At 44.2% G+C, this 16,102-nt stretch carries 16 protein-coding genes; 6 read left to right on the top strand and 10 right to left on the bottom strand.

What is annotated here, in order from left to right:
• Positions 1-2 precede the first annotated feature (2 nt).
• The 7 genes from AB6E30_RS03480 to AB6E30_RS03450 all read right to left on the bottom strand — a co-directional run bounded on the left by AB6E30_RS03480 (position 3) and on the right by AB6E30_RS03450 (position 5,765).
• Positions 3-734, bottom strand: coding sequence for an SDR family NAD(P)-dependent oxidoreductase (locus AB6E30_RS03480; RefSeq protein WP_017061282.1), 732 nt, complete (start codon positions 732-734; stop codon positions 3-5).
• On the bottom strand, positions 734-1,165 hold the full coding sequence (locus AB6E30_RS03475) for a nuclear transport factor 2 family protein (protein WP_017061283.1): 432 nt from the start codon (positions 1,163-1,165) through the stop codon (positions 734-736). The genes AB6E30_RS03480 and AB6E30_RS03475 overlap by 1 nt, the downstream gene beginning before the upstream one ends.
• A gap of 14 nt (positions 1,166-1,179) precedes the next feature.
• Positions 1,180-2,595 carry a deoxyribodipyrimidine photo-lyase gene (phrB, locus tag AB6E30_RS03470; RefSeq protein WP_372083735.1) on the bottom strand — a complete coding sequence of 472 codons (1,416 nt, stop codon included), beginning with the start codon at positions 2,593-2,595 and terminating at the stop codon, positions 1,180-1,182.
• Positions 2,592-3,539, bottom strand: a complete 948-nt coding sequence (locus tag AB6E30_RS03465) for a DUF523 and DUF1722 domain-containing protein (protein WP_017070215.1) — start codon at positions 3,537-3,539, stop codon at positions 2,592-2,594. The genes phrB and AB6E30_RS03465 overlap by 4 nt, the downstream gene beginning before the upstream one ends.
• Positions 3,540-3,713: 174 nt before the next feature.
• Positions 3,714-4,394, bottom strand: a complete 681-nt coding sequence (locus AB6E30_RS03460) for a ChrR family anti-sigma-E factor (protein WP_017060966.1) — start codon at positions 4,392-4,394, stop codon at positions 3,714-3,716.
• Positions 4,387-5,034, bottom strand: a complete 648-nt coding sequence (locus tag AB6E30_RS03455; protein ID WP_017060967.1) for a sigma-70 family RNA polymerase sigma factor — start codon at positions 5,032-5,034, stop codon at positions 4,387-4,389. The genes AB6E30_RS03460 and AB6E30_RS03455 overlap by 8 nt, the downstream gene beginning before the upstream one ends.
• Before the next feature lie 110 nt (positions 5,035-5,144).
• Complete coding sequence (locus tag AB6E30_RS03450; RefSeq protein ID WP_372102603.1) at positions 5,145-5,765, bottom strand: LON peptidase substrate-binding domain-containing protein; 621 nt, start codon at positions 5,763-5,765, stop codon at positions 5,145-5,147.
• Positions 5,766-6,017: 252 nt separating this feature from the next.
• Between AB6E30_RS03450 and AB6E30_RS03445 the strand changes: the two genes are divergently transcribed.
• Positions 6,018-6,404, top strand: a complete 387-nt coding sequence (locus tag AB6E30_RS03445) for a tautomerase family protein (protein WP_017060969.1) — start codon at positions 6,018-6,020, stop codon at positions 6,402-6,404.
• Between the two features lie 127 nt (positions 6,405-6,531).
• Here AB6E30_RS03445 and AB6E30_RS03440 read toward each other — a convergent pair whose 3' ends face one another.
• On the bottom strand, positions 6,532-7,329 hold the full coding sequence (locus tag AB6E30_RS03440) for a DUF4344 domain-containing metallopeptidase (RefSeq protein WP_017060970.1): 798 nt from the start codon (positions 7,327-7,329) through the stop codon (positions 6,532-6,534).
• Between the two features lie 326 nt (positions 7,330-7,655).
• Between AB6E30_RS03440 and AB6E30_RS03435 the strand changes: the two genes are divergently transcribed.
• Both AB6E30_RS03435 and gltS read left to right on the top strand, forming a co-directional pair.
• Positions 7,656-8,012, top strand: a complete 357-nt coding sequence (locus tag AB6E30_RS03435; RefSeq protein WP_017060971.1) for a YibL family ribosome-associated protein — start codon at positions 7,656-7,658, stop codon at positions 8,010-8,012.
• Positions 8,013-8,328: 316 nt separating this feature from the next.
• On the top strand, positions 8,329-9,555 hold the full coding sequence (gene gltS / locus AB6E30_RS03430) for a sodium/glutamate symporter (RefSeq protein WP_017060972.1): 1,227 nt from the start codon (positions 8,329-8,331) through the stop codon (positions 9,553-9,555).
• A 147-nt stretch (positions 9,556-9,702) separates the two neighbouring features.
• Here the strand turns inward: gltS and AB6E30_RS03425 are convergent, their stop codons facing one another.
• Both AB6E30_RS03425 and AB6E30_RS03420 read right to left on the bottom strand, forming a co-directional pair.
• Positions 9,703-10,359 carry an NAD(P)H-dependent oxidoreductase gene (locus tag AB6E30_RS03425; protein WP_102428129.1) on the bottom strand — a complete coding sequence of 219 codons (657 nt, stop codon included), beginning with the start codon at positions 10,357-10,359 and terminating at the stop codon, positions 9,703-9,705.
• A 291-nt stretch (positions 10,360-10,650) separates the two neighbouring features.
• Positions 10,651-11,517, bottom strand: a complete 867-nt coding sequence (locus AB6E30_RS03420; RefSeq protein WP_017070219.1) for a hypothetical protein — start codon at positions 11,515-11,517, stop codon at positions 10,651-10,653.
• Positions 11,518-12,088: 571 nt separating this feature from the next.
• Here AB6E30_RS03420 and AB6E30_RS03415 point away from each other — a divergent pair.
• The 3 genes from AB6E30_RS03415 to AB6E30_RS03405 all read left to right on the top strand — a co-directional run bounded on the left by AB6E30_RS03415 (position 12,089) and on the right by AB6E30_RS03405 (position 15,899).
• The gene (locus AB6E30_RS03415; protein WP_372102602.1) at positions 12,089-13,981 is read left to right on the top strand and encodes a PTS mannitol transporter subunit IICBA; all 1,893 of its coding nucleotides are present in this window, start codon (positions 12,089-12,091) and stop codon (positions 13,979-13,981) included.
• Between the two features lie 182 nt (positions 13,982-14,163).
• Complete coding sequence (locus AB6E30_RS03410; protein WP_017077054.1) at positions 14,164-15,312, top strand: mannitol-1-phosphate 5-dehydrogenase; 1,149 nt, start codon at positions 14,164-14,166, stop codon at positions 15,310-15,312.
• Between the two features lie 50 nt (positions 15,313-15,362).
• Positions 15,363-15,899 (top strand): MltR family transcriptional regulator, encoded by a 537-nt coding sequence (locus AB6E30_RS03405; protein ID WP_372073657.1) that lies wholly within the window; start codon positions 15,363-15,365, stop codon positions 15,897-15,899.
• Positions 15,900-16,102: the final 203 nt, after the last annotated feature.

Below are 16,102 nucleotides of genomic sequence, written 5' to 3'. Positions count from 1 at the left end.
TGTTATACCATCCTTGAAGCGAGTTTTTGCCAAACTGGAGTTGGGAGCATTCTTAGTAGCTTCATCAACATGATGAATCGTCTTGGGAAATCGATTTCACTCTTTCCTTGAGCGATACCATTTACGATTCGCTGAGTTGCGGCCTCACTACTAATAATCATAGGCATAGAGAACGTATTTCGCTCGGTTAATGGCGTTTCAACAAAGCCAGGGTGCACAATTGAGACATGAATGTTGTGCGTTGCCAGATCAACCGAAAGTGTTCTGCCTAAGTAGGTGAGGGCTGCCTTTGAAGCGCCATAAGCCTCGGCTCTTGGCAAAGGTAAAAAGCTGGCGCTGGAGCTGACTAAAACCAAACGGCCGCCGGGCTTGATGTTTTTTAACCAAGCTTTAAGGGCGTAGCCAATTGAAATTAGGTTTATGTTGATGACGCGCTCGAATAGCTCGGCATCAAAATTCACTGGGTCGTCGATGTACTCACAATCACCCGCATTTAAAATCAGCAGATCGAGCGGCTTGTCTTGGTCGAGTTCTGGGAAGTTGTGGTAATCAGTCAAGTCGAAACAGAGCGGTGAAATTGATGAATGCGCGACGTCTGTCTCGTGCGAGTCAACTAAGGCTTGCAGCTTGTCTGAGTTGCGGCCACAAGCAATCACCTGATGCCCTTGCTGAGCGTAATCTTTAGCTAGGGATTGGCCGATACCAGAGGTCGCGCCTGTAATCATAATACGCATTATCGGCTCGCCCTCTTTTTGATGGATTTGATCGCGCAGCCCAGTACTGGAATGTGTTCGTACAACATAGAGCCGACGTCGAGGTAGTCTCTGTGGTAGACCACTTGACCGTCGAGCATCTTAAGGTGGCTGTGCCCTTGTACTTCGATTGGCTTTTGCCCATTTAATTGCTTGTGAGCAAACTGCATCGTCCAGTAAACGGAAGCTTCGTCGTTCGCTTCGAAAGTGTGTTCGATATGAAAGTAACAGCTGGTTACTTGGGTGTAGAGGTTCTCGAAGTAGTGCGTAAGCGCCGAAATACCGCTGACATGATGCAGCGGATCTTGGAATTCAATATCAGGGTGATAAACCGTCTTAAGCACGTCGAAATTGTCGGTTCCGAGTTCTCGATACATGTTGAGAAAGTTATCAAGCCATAGAGAGTTATCCATAATATTCACTCTAATTATTTGAAGAAGGCTAAGGCTCTCAATCGTGCTTCTTTATGCTCAACGATGGGTTGCCAGTATTCGCTGTCTATTCCGTTTTTAGCGATAAAGTCATGTGGGAAATGTACATGCTTATCTGGGATATTTTGCAGCTCTGGTATGTACTTACGAATAAAAATTCCTTTTGGATCAAACTTTTCACTCTGAGTGATTGGATTGAAAATTCGGAAGTAAGGTTGAGCATCACAGCCTGTACTTGAAGCCCACTGCCAGCCACCATTGTTGGCACTAAAGTCACCGTCGATAAGGTGTGACATAAAGAAACGTTCGCCCCAACGCCAGTCAATAAGCAGGTGCTTGGTTAGGAAGCTTGCCACCACCATTCTTAGCCTGTTGTGCATCCAGCCCGTTTCAACCAGTTGACGCATTGCTGCATCAACCAATGGATATCCTGTTTTTCCTTCGCACCAAGCTTTGAAGCTAGGATGATCGTGATACCAATCTAAACCATTGTATTTTTGCTGAAAGTTAGCGCCTTTAACCAGTTTAGGATGGTGAAACATCAAATGCTTATAAAAATCTCGCCAAATCAATTCGTTGAGCCAACAAAAGGCCGGTAATTGCGTATCAAATAACAGATCGGGTTGTTGCTGAATCAATTGAATCGCTAACCAACGTGGGCTCACTGCGCCAATTGCTAAATAAGGTGATAGCCCCGATGTTCCTTTAACTGAGGGAATATCTCTCAGGCGCGCATAGTCGTTGACTTTATTGCCTAAGAAATTGGGGATCACATTGCCCAATACATCTTGGCTTAATGGCCAGCGACTCGAATCAACACGCGGAAAATCGAAATCATAGTCAGCGGAGAGGGTTAAGGCTTGTAAGTCGTCAGGAAGCTGTGTTTGTGAACGTTCAGCTGACTCGACAGGAGCTGGACTGCAGATGATGCCTTTCACCTGAACTTCTTTTAACCAAGCGTTCTTAAAGGGCGTAAAGACTTTGAACATTTCGCCTTGTTTGTTGAGAACGCTACCGAGTGGCAGCATAACGTCACAATCGCTGATCTTGAGGTTTAGGCCGCTTGAAATCAGCTTTTTATCGCGAGCTTGTTCATCGACCTCTGGTTCAGAGTTAGCGTAGACGCACTTGGCATCAAGCTGCTGACATAGATCGATGAGTTGATTGGATTGGTCGTCAAAATCGGTCGCTTTTAGGTGAAGCAACGTTATCCCGAATTCAGCGAGCTGGGAATCGAGTTGTTTTAGATGACGATAGATAAAATCAGCTTTGATTGGCGCAAGGTGGTGCTGCTGCCACGTTTGAGGAGTTGAAATGAAAACGGCGATTGTTACGCCGTTTTCAACTGCCGAGACGAGCGCTGGGTTATCGAGAATCCGCAGGTCTCGTCGTATCCATAGTATGTCGCTCAATATCCGTATCTCAGTTTAAGTTCTTGAGGGTGCGGGTTTAGGTAAACCTGTGATTCTAGGTATTCGTTCGGGTATTCCATCAGGTAGTGATTGATCAGTGTCAGCGGCACTAACAGTGGGATAACACCTTCTCGAAAAGCTGCAATTTGGTTGGTCAACTCTTGTTTGTGGGCGCTACTCAGTTGTTTCTTAAAGTAACCCTGCAAATGATGCAGCGTATTGGCGTGACTGCCTCGATTCGCGTGATGTGACAATGCTGTCATCAAGCCCTCTATGTATTGAGCCGCCAATTCGTCGATTTCTAAGTCATTACCCGCTAGCAGTTTGCCTAAGCTTTTGTAACCCTCAACGTGGTGACACATGACGAGGTACTTGTGGGCGCTGTGGAACTGAATCAGTTTGTGTTTGGTCACACCTTCATCCACAAGATCGAGCCATTTTTGGTATGTGAATACTCGAGTCATGAAGTTTTCACGCAAAATGGGATCGTTAAGGCGACCGTTTTCTTCAACGGGGAGTAACGGGTTACCGTCCATAATTTGTTGGGTGAACATGCCTACGCCAGTCGATTCAGAGCCGCGACCATGGTGGTGGTACACCTTCACGCGCTCCATACCGCAGGTTGGGCTTTTTTGACACACAATAAAGCCAGCAATGTGTTGGTTTTTCTTTGAGTAGTTTTGACCGAACTCGATCAGTTCGTTGGTCACATCACCTGAGCCATCAGGGCGAGAAACATGGATGATGTCATCTAGCATTCTTGTTTGACGAATAGTTGGACGAGGGGTTGGAAGACCAACAGCCATCTCTGGGCAAACAGGTTCCAATTCCACGTAGTCTGCTAGGTCGTCTGTACAAAAACGAGAGCGTTTATGACCTGTGTCGAAACGTACTTTGTGTCCAGCAACACATGCACTGATACCGATTTTGATTTTCTTTTCCATTGGCCAACTCCTTTGCTCTTGCTCTGAGCTTTTTCTTATAGTTCAACATTGCTAATCGTACTTACAGAGCTGGGTGTATTTTTACTTTGACACCGTAGTTGTTTTTATTCAGATGTATTGACGATATACAAGATAGCTTCATGCCATCCTGTATATTTATAGCTTGCAACTGGGTTAATAGATATATTTTCCAAGTGGATTGAATAGCTGGCTCACACCTTTTGTGAAGTAAAGCGCATCACTTGAAACGGTTAAACAGACACAACCTTCTTTTGTTGCCGGTTGATGAGTGTGATTGCCATCCAACCAGATGAAGTCGCCTTTGTTGTAAACGCCCATTTCGTCTTCGAAACTGCCCTCTAGAAGAAGCGTGATCTCGAAGCCTTTGTGGGTGTGGCAAGGCACTTGTCCATCTTTGTCGATGTGCAACAAGCTGGTGTGGTGTGCTTCGTCAGCAAAATCGAGTCTTGCTCGTGAAATTTTGCCTAGGTTCATCCAGTCCTTTCTCGCTACTGAGTTTAGAGCGCGAGGGATTGTGAATGTCGTGTCAGCAACAGTTACTTTCTGAACCTCTGGAGTCACTTCAACAGACTGAGAAGTATCAGCTGTGATTTGCTCTATCGCGTCAAAATCAAAGTCCATGTCGTCCATTGAGAAGCTGTCTAGATCTTCATTTGAGAATACTGGCTCTGCGTCAAAAGCATTATTCGCTGCTACAGCTGTAAGCTGCTTTACTTGTTGTTGGCAGTGTTCACACAGCTCGACATGGCTAGAAACAATCAAAGAAACTGAATCAGCCAACGTGCCATCGACGAAGTCTTTCAAGATTGCCGCGTTTGGGTGATGTTTAATCATGGTCTTGTTCCCCCATGTGAACTTTTAATTTGGCTAAAGCGAGTCTCAGACGTGATTTCACTGTTCCAAGTGGGACGCCAAGTTGCTGAGCGAGTTGCTCTTGAGAGAGCTCTTGAAAGTAAACGCCTTTGACGATGGTTTTCTGAGCGAGAGGCAACTTTTCTATTTGAGTCATTACGTGTCGGCTCATCAAATGGTCACCGAATGGCAAATCTTCGCTTTGAGACTCGGCTACCATCGCATCGATTGGCCAGATATCGTCGGCTATCGTTTGTTCGGCTTTCGCTTTCACTTTGCGCAACATGTCGAATGCTGCATTACGCATTACCGTGTAGACCCAAGTGGTCGCAGCGCCTTTATCTACATTGTAGAGATGTGCTTTCTTCCAAACATTAGTCATCGTGTCTTGAACTAGCTCGTTTGCAGCAGCTTCGCCACCCAACTTACTGATACCAAAACGCTTGATCTTAGGAGCGAAGAACTTGAACAAACAGGTGAACGCCTGCTTGTCTCGGTCTGTACCAACCAACACCAGCCAGCTCGAGAGCTCTGTCGGTACTTTGTTGTCTGTAGGTACTTTGTTATCGGGAATAATGACATGCTCCTTGCCGTTCCCTGAACTTCTGCTTTCCACTTGCATAGTAACTAACCATCATGCGAATTTGATGTGCACTACGTGAAAGGAGAAAGTCGGGATCACTTTAATTTAAATTAATTTCTACTATACAAAATTATAGTGAAGAAAAGTGCTTATTGCCCCGTAATGATTTGATTCAAAAAAGGAACTAGAGACGGAAAACTGGCTGGCTCAGTAAATTCTGTTTTCTTTTCCAGTGGGATAGGCATCATTTCGAGCAATCGCGCACAGATCCATTGCGGGCTTTCGAAATCAGGGGTGGGGTAAAGGGTTCTTATTGAATCGTGGTCGCGAAACAGCTGAACCAAAAAAGCGGTAAACACGTTAGGCACTTTATATTCATGGGCTGGCCAGTGTGGCAACGAGCTGAACTTACTTTTAATCAGGTCATCATCGTCTCGAAACGACCCATGCAATTGCACCAGCTTTTCGCCTTCGACATCAATTTCTAAGATTTGGTCATCGGACATATTGAAGTCGACGATGGTCACCTTTGTTCCCCAAGAACTGAGATGATCAGAGTTAGAGTTATCTTGAGTGGCGATAATGAAACCATCGCCCTGCGCTGCGTGAGCAACCATCGCGAGATACTTTGGCTCAAAAATGCGCAGTCTTTGTCTGCCTCCCGGTAGAAGGAAGATGGGGAGAGGAAACACAGCGAGCTCCAGAGAAGACTCTACGGGTGTTTCTGGTTCGGCGTCTGTCCGCGTGGTCTTCCTAGGTGAATTCGGCACATAGTACTCCTTAGTTCAAATGTGATTTGAGAAGATATACGCGGGGAGGGTGGTGTTCGATCAATTCGCTTCGGCTTATGTTCGCAAAGGGATAGGTATTTTGTTGCACCTGTTCATAAATTCATTGTTTTTACCTTTTCTCATACGCGTCATTAGGTAATATATGTACAAATAGTAAGCGAATGGGTAGTCGCCAGACGATGCTTCTATCTGACGTTCTTCTATACCTAACATCGCATCAAAGGAATGGTCATGATTGTTATTTATGGTATCAAAGAGTGCTTAAATCCAATTAAGTTGCAGCTCTCTAATGTGTTGCAGCAGTGCTTAAACAGTGAAATGGGTTTACCCGATGACAAGCGAGCACATCGATTTGTGCCATTGGAACGAGATGACTTCTTTTACCCGGAAGGAAGAACAGAAGCCTATACCGTCATTGAGATCAACATGATGGAAGGTCGAGCGGTAAACACCAAAAAGCGTCTAATCAAGAAGATCTTTTCTGAGATTGAAAAGCAGCTCTCTATCTCTCCGATTGATATTGAAATCACCATTAAAGAGCAGCCTTCACATTGTTGGGGTTTTCGAGGGATGACGGGCGATGAAGCACAAGATCTGAAGTACAAAGTGAACGTCTAGGGTTTAAGCTCTTAACTCTTAACTCTTAACTCTTAACACGTAAGACTTAAGCCAATCTATCGAGTGACGGCTTTGGAATTTGATGCCAAAGCCGTTTTCCTAGTTCTCGACACTAACCTTTAAGCATCTAAGCATCGTCACTCTTTTTTAAATACTGATGCCAATTTTCATTGATCACGTCAAAGTGCTCAACGCAGAACTCTTTTCTGTCTTTCAAATAGTCGTTTTCCACTTCATCGAGCAAGTTCTTATAGGCATCGGGATCGCTGCCATACACCAAGCATAACGTGGAGAAGTAACGCTGCAGGTCGAAACTGTGCTCATCGATGTATTCCCCCAAGTCGTAATACTCTGGGCGGTCTTCTGACTCGAAAGCGAACATGTCTGCAGCGCTGATAGCAGCGTCGGCCCCATGCTCTACGTAGTTAAGCAGTAGCACGGTTGCTAGGTTATCAACCGCATCTTCTTCTTTACCCAATATGGCAATGTTCTGATCTTCGATATACGCATGCCCAGTCTCGTGTAGCAGGGTGTGCAGCAAGGTATCAATAGCGCCGGTTTGCGCAGATTTCCCATACTCTTTTTCGTATTGGTTCTTCTCAAAGTAATTGAGTGACTCAGCGTAAAAACTGTAAGGGATCAGTACTTGATGGGTTTGTGGATCGTAGAGTGGTCCTTCTTCCCCGCCATATTGAATGGTTAATGGCTTCTCAAACATGAAGAGTTGGTTTGATAGGTCGACCACGGTGTCATTAACGCCACTGCTTTGAATCTCTCGTTTGAGCTGCTCTTCTTCGGTATTTTGCGGTGTAGAGTACTCGACGATTAGGTTACTTTGGGTGGCTTGTTCACTAGATGCATAAGTTGTGGCAAACATTGCACTCAGGGCTAGGCTGCAGGTCAATGTTCGTTTCAATAATGTCATCGGCTATCCTTGTGATTACGTTGCGATTCAGAGTCGTGCTGGGGGTAACAACTCCAAGCTGTGTACCCTGATTTAGTTATTGCGTTAGAGTATAAGTTTAGACGGAATTTTGATGCATCGAGGACTGCAATTTTTGAAGTAGGCGCTATCCTATCAATGAATAATCCGCTTAGAGGTTCGCCACAAAGAATAAGTAAGCTGAATGAGCGGTGTCGATGTGATTCGTTTCTATTGGTAATTAACAGATAAATTTCGGTTCAACACAACCCTTGTGCTATACTCCGCGCCCCAATCCGAATTGGCTTGTTTAATCTTAGGAAATTATTATGAGTGTTAAAAACGAACTTCAACAAATTAACAACCGTCTAGACAAGTGTCGCCACAAGTTAGATGCTGCTAAAACTCGTAATGATCGTCCTGTTGTTCGTCAGTTCGAGGAAGAGATTAAGAAGCTAACTAAGAAAATTGCCCAGCTTAAACACAAAGAAAGCTATGATGTGAACCAAGAGCGTAAGTCTCTGGTTGATATGCCATTTAGCCGTGAGATCACTAAGGCTGAGCAAGCGGATATGGGTAAACTTAAAAAGTCTGTTAAAGGACTCGTAATTGTTCACCCAATGACGAAGATCGGTAAAGAACTTCGCATTGAGGTTATGACTGGTTACGCACCGAAAAAATTCTAATTACCAGCGATGGTGATGAAAGAGGAGCTAGAAATAGCTCCTTTTTGCTTTTTTAGGTATTAAGAAAGCAGAGTCAGCGGCATAGATACTCACGCCGTTTTCAACTTTTAGGAGGTGATTGTTGTCACAAATCCTTTTATCTCCTATAAAAGTTAACGTGCTACTAACATGGTACTAAGCGATCGCAGTAATGTGTTCGCTTTTCGAATCCACACTTTCTCTCCAGTTTGTATAAATATAGGTAGAGCAGCACAAATAATTACAGATAAAACTAGACTCATTAGGGAAGATGAGAACGTAAAAAAATAGAGGTTATATGAATCAATTAATTTCAATTGGACCACTAGAATCCTTCCTAATCGCGATTAGTGTTTTGTTTCTAGGTCATTTCGTCAATGCAAAGCTTCCGATTCTCAAAAAGTACAACATTCCAGAGCCCATTGTCGGCGGCTTGATTGTCGCTTTTGCTATTACAGCCCTGCACTTTAACGGCCTTGATCTTGAGTTTTCCTTGCCCCTGCAGAACACGTTTATGTTGATGTTCTTTGCAACGGTCGGTCTTGCGGCGAACTACACGCAGCTGATAAAAGGTGGTGCTAAGGTATTCCTATTCTTAGGGGTAGCGTCGGTTTACATCATTATCCAAAACGGTGTAGGCGTAACCTTAGCTACGGCACTAGGCCTTGAACCCTTGATGGGTTTGATTGCTGGCTCTATCACCCTTTCGGGCGGTCACGGCACAGGCGCGGCTTGGTCTCAAACTTTTGCAGACACGTTTGGCATTGCAAATACGCTAGAAATCGCGATGGCTTCAGCGACCTTTGGTTTGATCATCGGTGGTATTATCGGTAGCCCAGTGGCGCAAAAGCTGATTGATAAAAACCAGCTTGAATCTGAGTACGGCACTGGCACGCAAACACATGAACGCTTCCCTGAACTTGTTACTTACAACGAGTATGAAGAAGACAAAGTGACGGCGAAGAAGGTGATTGAAGTGTTGTTCATCCTTCTTATCTGTATCACGGGTGCGAAGTACCTAGAGCAGTGGGTGGCGACTTTTGAAATTTCTTGGTTGATGATTCCTGACTTCGTTTACGCGTTGTTTATCGGTGTGTTCATCACTAACGTGTTTGAAGTGACTAAGCTGCATAAGACTGACAGCGAAACGGTCGATATTCTTGGTACGGTGTCATTGTCACTGTTCCTAGCAATGGCGCTAATGAGCCTTAAGCTTTGGAACATATTTGACCTTGCGATTCCGTTCTTGGTTATCCTGGCGGTTCAGGCGGTTGTGTTAGGTATCTTCTCTTACTTTGTGACGTTCAAAGTAATGGGTTCTAACTACGACGCAGCGGTTATGGCAGGTGGTCACTGTGGTTTCGGCCTAGGTGCAACACCAACAGCGGTAATGAACATGGGCTCTTTGGTGAACCGTTTTGGTCCTTCACCACAGGCGTTCATGGTGGTGCCAATTGTTGGTGCCTTCTTTATCGATATCGTTAACCTGATTATCCTTCAGGGTTACATCTCGTTTATCGGTTAATGTTCGCCTTTACTTAAACGCAATGTGCTTATCGCACTAAGATGAATACAAGAAAGCCAGTCTGTTGACTGGCTTTTTTTGTTCTTGTTTATCGAGGTTTTCTTGCCTGATACCCCTGCGGTTAGGGCTCTGTCACATCAGCACGCCCTAAAGTGTTGTAACGACTTCATCAAGAGTTAGGCGCGCTTTTGGTTTGCCGTAGTTGTAGTCTTCGCCGTCTTTGTGGTAGCCGATAGCTAGAGCTACATCAACAACGTGACCTTCTAGTTCGTCAGCAAACTCTTCGCTGATCATAGCTGCATCTACACCTTCCATAGGTGTTGAAGCGATACCTAGACGAGCTAGTGTGTGCAGTGTGTTACCTAGTGCGATGTAAACTTGAGACTTAGTCCAGTTACCGTTGAAACCTGTTTCGTCTGTGTTCATTTCTGCGAATGCGTAAGCACCTAAGAATTGCTCGTACATTTCAGCTGGTAAGTGACCAGAGCTTACTTCTGTATCAGCACGCTTCGCGAATTTCTCTTTAGTGTACTTAGGATCGTGAGCAAACAGGATCGTGTGTGACGCTTCTTTCGCATGTGGTTGGTTAAACTGGAACATGTTTTCGAAAGTATTGTGGAAGCGTTGTTTTGCTGCGTCACTCTCAATGATGATGAATTTCCAAGGCTGAGAGTTGATAGAAGAAGCTGACAAGCGAAGTGCTTCTTTGATTACTTCCATGTCTTCCGCAGAGATGCGCTTTTCTGCATCGTATTTTTTAGCTGTGTAACGAGTGTTTAGATCAGTAATGATTGGATGAGTCATGTTGAATCCTAATATCTATCAATAATAAATGTTGTAGGGTTTTATGTTCAGTTACGTCAACAATAAACGGATAACCAATTTAAACGAATCTCAATAGATTGAACGTCTAAATAGTTATCGAACATGCCCCAATAAATCGAGTATCTGCGGTAGCTCAAGTCGATGGGTGTAAGATAATAGAAGAATGACTCGGGAAAAATAGCGAACATATCAAATCACTATGGTTAATAATGTCCATAATGATTCAATAAGTGTGATCTTAATGGAGGTGGAATCTCTAGATTCAGTAGCTTAGTACGCTTTGATACCATATTGGCGCAATAATGGCGGAAGTACGCTGTCTAGGTTGGGGATATCTTCTGGCGTGATTTCGATTAAACCAAAACCATGCTCTTCATAGATTTTTCTCGTAGCTTCACGTTTATTTTCGGCGATTGGCGCAGAATCAGTTCCCCAGAACTGGATGTATACTTTGCCACTTGGTAGATAAAAATCGCTGATCACTTCTTTTGATATCGGAAGCGGACGCTCGTACGCATGGACCACTCCTGCCATATAAAGCCAGTTATCAATGATCAGCTCTCCCTTTGATCGAACATAATGCCCGTCTAAGCTTCGGTGCTTCGCCTCAAATTTCTGACGAAAACTGGAGAATGACACATCGGTCGAGTGGCTTTCAGCATCATGCCCTAGGAATTCAACAACAGACTGCTTTAAACGTTTATTGCGAACCAATGAGTCGTGCCATACCACGAATAAGTTTTGAGTCGCTTTGTCTTCTCTTTGTTCACCTCCGGCTTTTAAGCCTGTAGAGGTGACATGCCAACCGTCTTCTTCTTTTGTTATCCAACCAAGCTCGTTGAGCAGTAAGTTGATTTTCTTTGCGCTGAGTTGAAAGGCACTGCCAAGCTGGGTGGCGGTGAGTGTTTTTCCTGAGAATGAGTCCAAATCGATAAGCAGTTTCTCTGGCCAGACAATAAAGACACCAAACTTCTTGTGTTCGACATATTCCCCACCAAAGCTTTCTCCCCGTTCTGTGAGAATCCAACGCTCTTGTGAACGCACTATATAGCCCGCTGTTTTTAGATCGCTAAATAAAGCTTTAGCTTCTATGCCTTTTTGTTTAGCGAGTGCGGATGTGGAAATTTTGTCTGACATAGTCTTTTCTCAAATAGCGGAGTGATCAGCTGATGGGTGTTGGATATATATATGATGCGATAGCGTTGGTAAATACCATATCACATCTATCAATGCTAACTGCAGTTCAGTGGTCTATGTTTTTAGTAGAGCGTTAGGTCTCGTTTTGTATGTTTAGCAAAATGTAGCTCAACCTGTAATTAAATTACAGGTATCTCGATTTTGCTCATCTGGGTGCATATTTTATATACGTGACACGATGTTCTTTTATACGGTTTATATAGATCTTAGATGCTATATTTTATTAAATGTGATTCTGATCACTATTTATTTTTAAGTATTACAAAATAAAGTGTGATCTAGATCTTGTGTTAATGATATTTATTCTCATTAATTTGGCTTTGTAATTTAAATTCATGGTGTTTTTGTGATCTAAAGTGCTCTTGTTAACCCTAAAGTGTTTTTCGTGTGTGATGGTTGTCACGAAAGTTGGGCTAAGGTGCATTTTGGAAATGTTGTGATACATTTTAATCGACTTTTGAGTACACACTTTCGGTCATTTGACCAACCAATACATTACGGGGTTCTACCTATGTTATCACCAGAAGCAAAGATTAAGGTTCAAAACTTTGGTCGTTTCTTATCCAATATGGTAATGCCAAACATCGGCGCATTTATTGCGTGGGGTTTCATTACTGCACTATTCATCCCAACCGGTTGGTGGCCTAACGAAACGTTAGCATCAATGGTTGGCCCTATGATTACATACCTATTGCCACTATTGATTGGTTACACCGGTGGTAAAATGGTTGGTGGTGACCGCGGTGCGGTAGTGGGTGCCATCACGACAATGGGTGTTATCGTTGGTACTGATATCCCAATGTTCATGGGTGCAATGATTGTGGGTCCACTAGGTGGTATCGCAATTAAAAAATTCGATGAAGCTGTTCACGGTAAAGTGAAGAGTGGTTTCGAAATGCTAGTGAATAACTTCTCTGCGGGTATCATCGGCATGATCTGTGCGATCGTCGCGTTCATCGTGATTGGTCCTGCGGTTAAGATTCTATCTGGCGGACTTGCTGCTGGCGTAAACGCAATGGTAGAAGCAGGTGCATTACCTCTAGCATCTATTTTTGTTGAACCTGCGAAAATTCTATTCCTAAATAACGCAATCAACCACGGTATCTTCTCTCCACTAGGTATCCAGCAATCTGAAGAGATTGGTCGTTCAATCTTCTTCTTAATCGAAGCAAACCCAGGTCCTGGTTTTGGTCTTCTACTTGCTTACATGGTGTTTGGTAAAGGTAGCGCGAAGCAATCTGCTGCTGGTGCATCTATCATCCACTTCCTAGGTGGTATCCACGAAATTTACTTCCCTTACGTTCTAATGAACCCACGTCTAATTCTTGCGGTAATCGCAGGTGGTATGGCGGGTGTATTCACTAACGTAGTGTTCGATTCTGGCCTTATCTCTCCAGCATCTCCAGGTTCTATCTTCGCAGTCTTACTGATGACGCCAAAAGGCTCTTACATCGGCGTGATTCTATCGGTTATCGCAGCAACGGCAGTATCGTTTGTTGTAGCGTCAATCCTTCTTAAAACATCAGCGCAAGATGATGAGGAAGATTCACTAGAGAAAGCTTCTGCACAAATGAAAGACATGAAAGCGTCTTCTAAAGGTGCAGCATCAGAAGCAAACGTAAACCTAGCGGATGTAAAAGCAGTTTATGTAGCGTGTGATGCGGGTATGGGTTCAAGTGCAATGGGTGCGGGTCTACTACGTAAGAAAGTAGCAACAGCTGGCCTAGACATTGAAGTGACCAACTACGCAATCAACAACCTACCGGCTGATTCGCAAATCGTTATTACGCATAAAGACCTAACAGACCGTGCTCGTAGCACTGTGCCAGGTGCGATGCATATGTCTCTAAGCAACTTCCTAGACGGCGGCGTATACGACCAACTAGTTGCTGAGCTTGTCGATGCTCAAAGTGGTGAAGCGAAAGTAGAAGCTCCGGCGCCTGCTGCAGCTGCAGCACAAGAAGGCAACAAGCTTGCACTGACAGACGACAGCATCTTCCTTGGCCTAAAAGCGACTCAGAAAGAAGACGCAATCAAGTTTGCTGGCGAACAATTAGTAAAACTTGGCAACGTATCACCGGAATACGTAGACGGCATGTTTGCTCGTGAAGAGCTTGTGTCTACTTACCTAGGTGAGTCTATCGCTGTGCCACACGGCACAATCGAAGCGAAACAATATGTACAAAAAACCGGCATTGTTTTCTGTCAGTACCCTGAAGGTATTCAGTGGGGCGAAGATGAAGATGATATCGCGAAGATGGTTATCGGTATTGCCGCACAAGGCGATGAGCACAACATGGTGCTGATGGCTATTACCAATTCACTCGATGATGAAGAAGCTGTGGAATGCTTACAGAACACAACAAACCCTGCTGATGTTCTACGTATTCTCAACGGAAACTAAAAAGCTCTAGTCAAGCTCCTGAGTGAAGGAGGCCAGTATCCCCCTACTGGCCTCATTTCGGTCTTAATCTTTCTTACAAGATTCAGTCTGAATAGCTTACTGCTTAATGCCTAGGGCACGTCGTCAAGGCATGTTGTTGAGCCGTTAGCTATCTAGATTCAAATATTTATAAGGTCAAAATTATGAAAGCGTTACATTTTGGTGCAGGTAATATCGGTCGTGGTTTCATTGGTAAGCTTCTTTCTGATGCAGGTATGAAGGTTACGTTTGCTGACGTAAATGAAACGGTTGTAAATGCGTTAATTGAACGCCAAGAATACCCAGTTAAGATTGTTGGCGAAGAGTGTGTTGTAGAAGTGGTTAAGAACGTGACAGCAGTAAACTCAGCGACAAGCGCTGTAGTAGATTGCATCGCTGAGTCTGATCTTGTGACGACAGCCGTTGGCCCTACTGTTCTTAAAATCATCTCTAAATCTATCGCTCAAGGCATTGAAAAGCGTGCAGCAGCAAACAACACGGCACCAATGAACATTATCGCGGCAGAGAACATGGTTCGCGGTACTAGCCAATTAAAAGCAGCAGTGTTAGAGCACCTTTCTGATGAAATGAAAGCCTTCACTGAAGAGCACATTGGCTTTGTTGATTCAGCGGTCGACCGTATTGTGCCACCGGCAGAAGCGGGCGAAACAGACCCTCTAGCCGTAACCGTTGAAACGTTCAGCGAGTGGATCGTAGATCAAACACAATTTAAGGGTGAGATTCCAAACATCCCAGGTATGGAATGCACTGACAACCTAATGGCTTTCGTTGAGCGTAAACTGTTCACGCTCAATACAGGTCACTTGGTAACGGCATACCTTGGTGTACTTGCGGGTCATGAGACAATCAAAGACTCTATCGAAGATGACGTAATCCGAGCTGAAGTAACAGCAACGATGGAAGAGAGTGGTGCGGTTCTAATTAAGCGTTACGGTTTTGATCCAGAAGCTCACGCTGCCTACATCCAAAAGATTCTTGGTCGTTTTGCTAACCCGTTCCTACGTGATGAAGTAGACCGTGTTGGCCGTCAGCCAATTCGTAAACTGAGCCCACAAGACCGCCTAGTTAAGCCTCTGAATGGCACATTAGAGTACGGCCTACCGAATGTTCACTTAGTAAAAGCAATCGCAGCTGCGTTCCATTACAAGAATGAAGACGACCCACAAGCGGTTGAACTTCAAGCAATGTTCGCAGAAAAAGGGTTTGCTGAGACATTAGCGCATTATTCTGAGCTGAATAGTGACTCAGAAGTTGTTAAACTAGCGGAAGAAGCTTATCTAGCATTGAAATGATAAACCATCAAAGTGCCACACCAGTGGCACTTTCTTATTGTCGAGCCGTTATGCCAATACAAACTAGCCACGAAACTGAATTACTCGAAGCCCTATCTGAAGCTGAGAGCGCTAGCGCCTGTCTAATGGCGGCTTACGATGCATTGGACGACACGGTAGATGCCGTATTAAAAAACATTTTCAAGAAAGACGACACGGCAATTAAATTTGTTGTTGAACCACTTCTCAACAGTGGCGGTCCGTTGGGCGAGATTATGATCCGCGCTAAGCTGCTATTAGGGCTTGGTGTGATCAGTAAAGAGCTCTACGATGATTTAGAGATTTTCGTTACCTTGAAAGAGTGGGCGAAAATACAAGGTGAAGACACCAGCTTTACAGAAGTTGATGTGATATTTGAGCTCAACAAGGTGCACGCGATTCAGCGTATTATGCCTATCGAATATGACGCGGAGATGGTGGAAACGATGTCTGGCCCAATGCTTGAAATGTTCTTGGGGCGACATAATCAAAAGGTGAAGTCGACGATCGTATTAGCTATCACTGACATTATCACTACCCTATGCCGAGATAACGCGCTGAGCTCTTAGCTCTAGTTTGCAGCTCTGCTTATCTTGTTTCACATCCTACATAACTTGTAGCTGTTCGTTCGTTTCAATACAAAGATTAAAATGATGGCGGTTTCTCTCGTTGGAGAAATCGCTTTGTTGTTTTTGTGCTTCTAAAAAATATCCGAAATATCTTCCCATTAAATACAAAAGCAGCAGGCACAAAAAAAGCCACATTCAGTGGC

Origin of the sequence: Vibrio sp. 10N.247.311.12 (genome assembly GCF_041467515.1) — a bacterium.
GTDB lineage: Bacteria > Pseudomonadota > Gammaproteobacteria > Enterobacterales > Vibrionaceae > Vibrio > Vibrio crassostreae_C.
This window is presented reverse-complemented; position numbering and strand designations above follow the sequence as displayed.

Bases quoted from the DNA above. Each gene is read 5' to 3' on its own strand.
- AB6E30_RS03435 (WP_017060971.1), top strand. From the start codon at position 7,656: ATGAGTGTTAAAAACGAACTTCAACAAATTAACAACCGTCTAGACAAG.
- AB6E30_RS03420 (WP_017070219.1), bottom strand. From the start codon at position 11,517: ATGTCAGACAAAATTTCCACATCCGCACTCGCTAAACAAAAAGGCATA.
- AB6E30_RS03445 (WP_017060969.1), top strand. From the start codon at position 6,018: ATGATTGTTATTTATGGTATCAAAGAGTGCTTAAATCCAATTAAGTTG.
- AB6E30_RS03455 (WP_017060967.1), bottom strand. From the start codon at position 5,034: ATGCAAGTGGAAAGCAGAAGTTCAGGGAACGGCAAGGAGCATGTCATT.
- AB6E30_RS03405 (WP_372073657.1), top strand. From the start codon at position 15,363: ATGCCAATACAAACTAGCCACGAAACTGAATTACTCGAAGCCCTATCT.
- AB6E30_RS03425 (WP_102428129.1), bottom strand. From the start codon at position 10,359: ATGACTCATCCAATCATTACTGATCTAAACACTCGTTACACAGCTAAA.
- AB6E30_RS03465 (WP_017070215.1), bottom strand. From the start codon at position 3,539: ATGGAAAAGAAAATCAAAATCGGTATCAGTGCATGTGTTGCTGGACAC.
- AB6E30_RS03480 (WP_017061282.1), bottom strand. From the start codon at position 734: ATGCGTATTATGATTACAGGCGCGACCTCTGGTATCGGCCAATCCCTA.
- AB6E30_RS03460 (WP_017060966.1), bottom strand. From the start codon at position 4,394: ATGATTAAACATCACCCAAACGCGGCAATCTTGAAAGACTTCGTCGAT.
- gltS (WP_017060972.1), top strand. From the start codon at position 8,329: ATGAATCAATTAATTTCAATTGGACCACTAGAATCCTTCCTAATCGCG.
- AB6E30_RS03440 (WP_017060970.1), bottom strand. From the start codon at position 7,329: ATGACATTATTGAAACGAACATTGACCTGCAGCCTAGCCCTGAGTGCA.
- AB6E30_RS03415 (WP_372102602.1), top strand. From the start codon at position 12,089: ATGTTATCACCAGAAGCAAAGATTAAGGTTCAAAACTTTGGTCGTTTC.
- AB6E30_RS03410 (WP_017077054.1), top strand. From the start codon at position 14,164: ATGAAAGCGTTACATTTTGGTGCAGGTAATATCGGTCGTGGTTTCATT.
- AB6E30_RS03475 (WP_017061283.1), bottom strand. From the start codon at position 1,165: ATGGATAACTCTCTATGGCTTGATAACTTTCTCAACATGTATCGAGAA.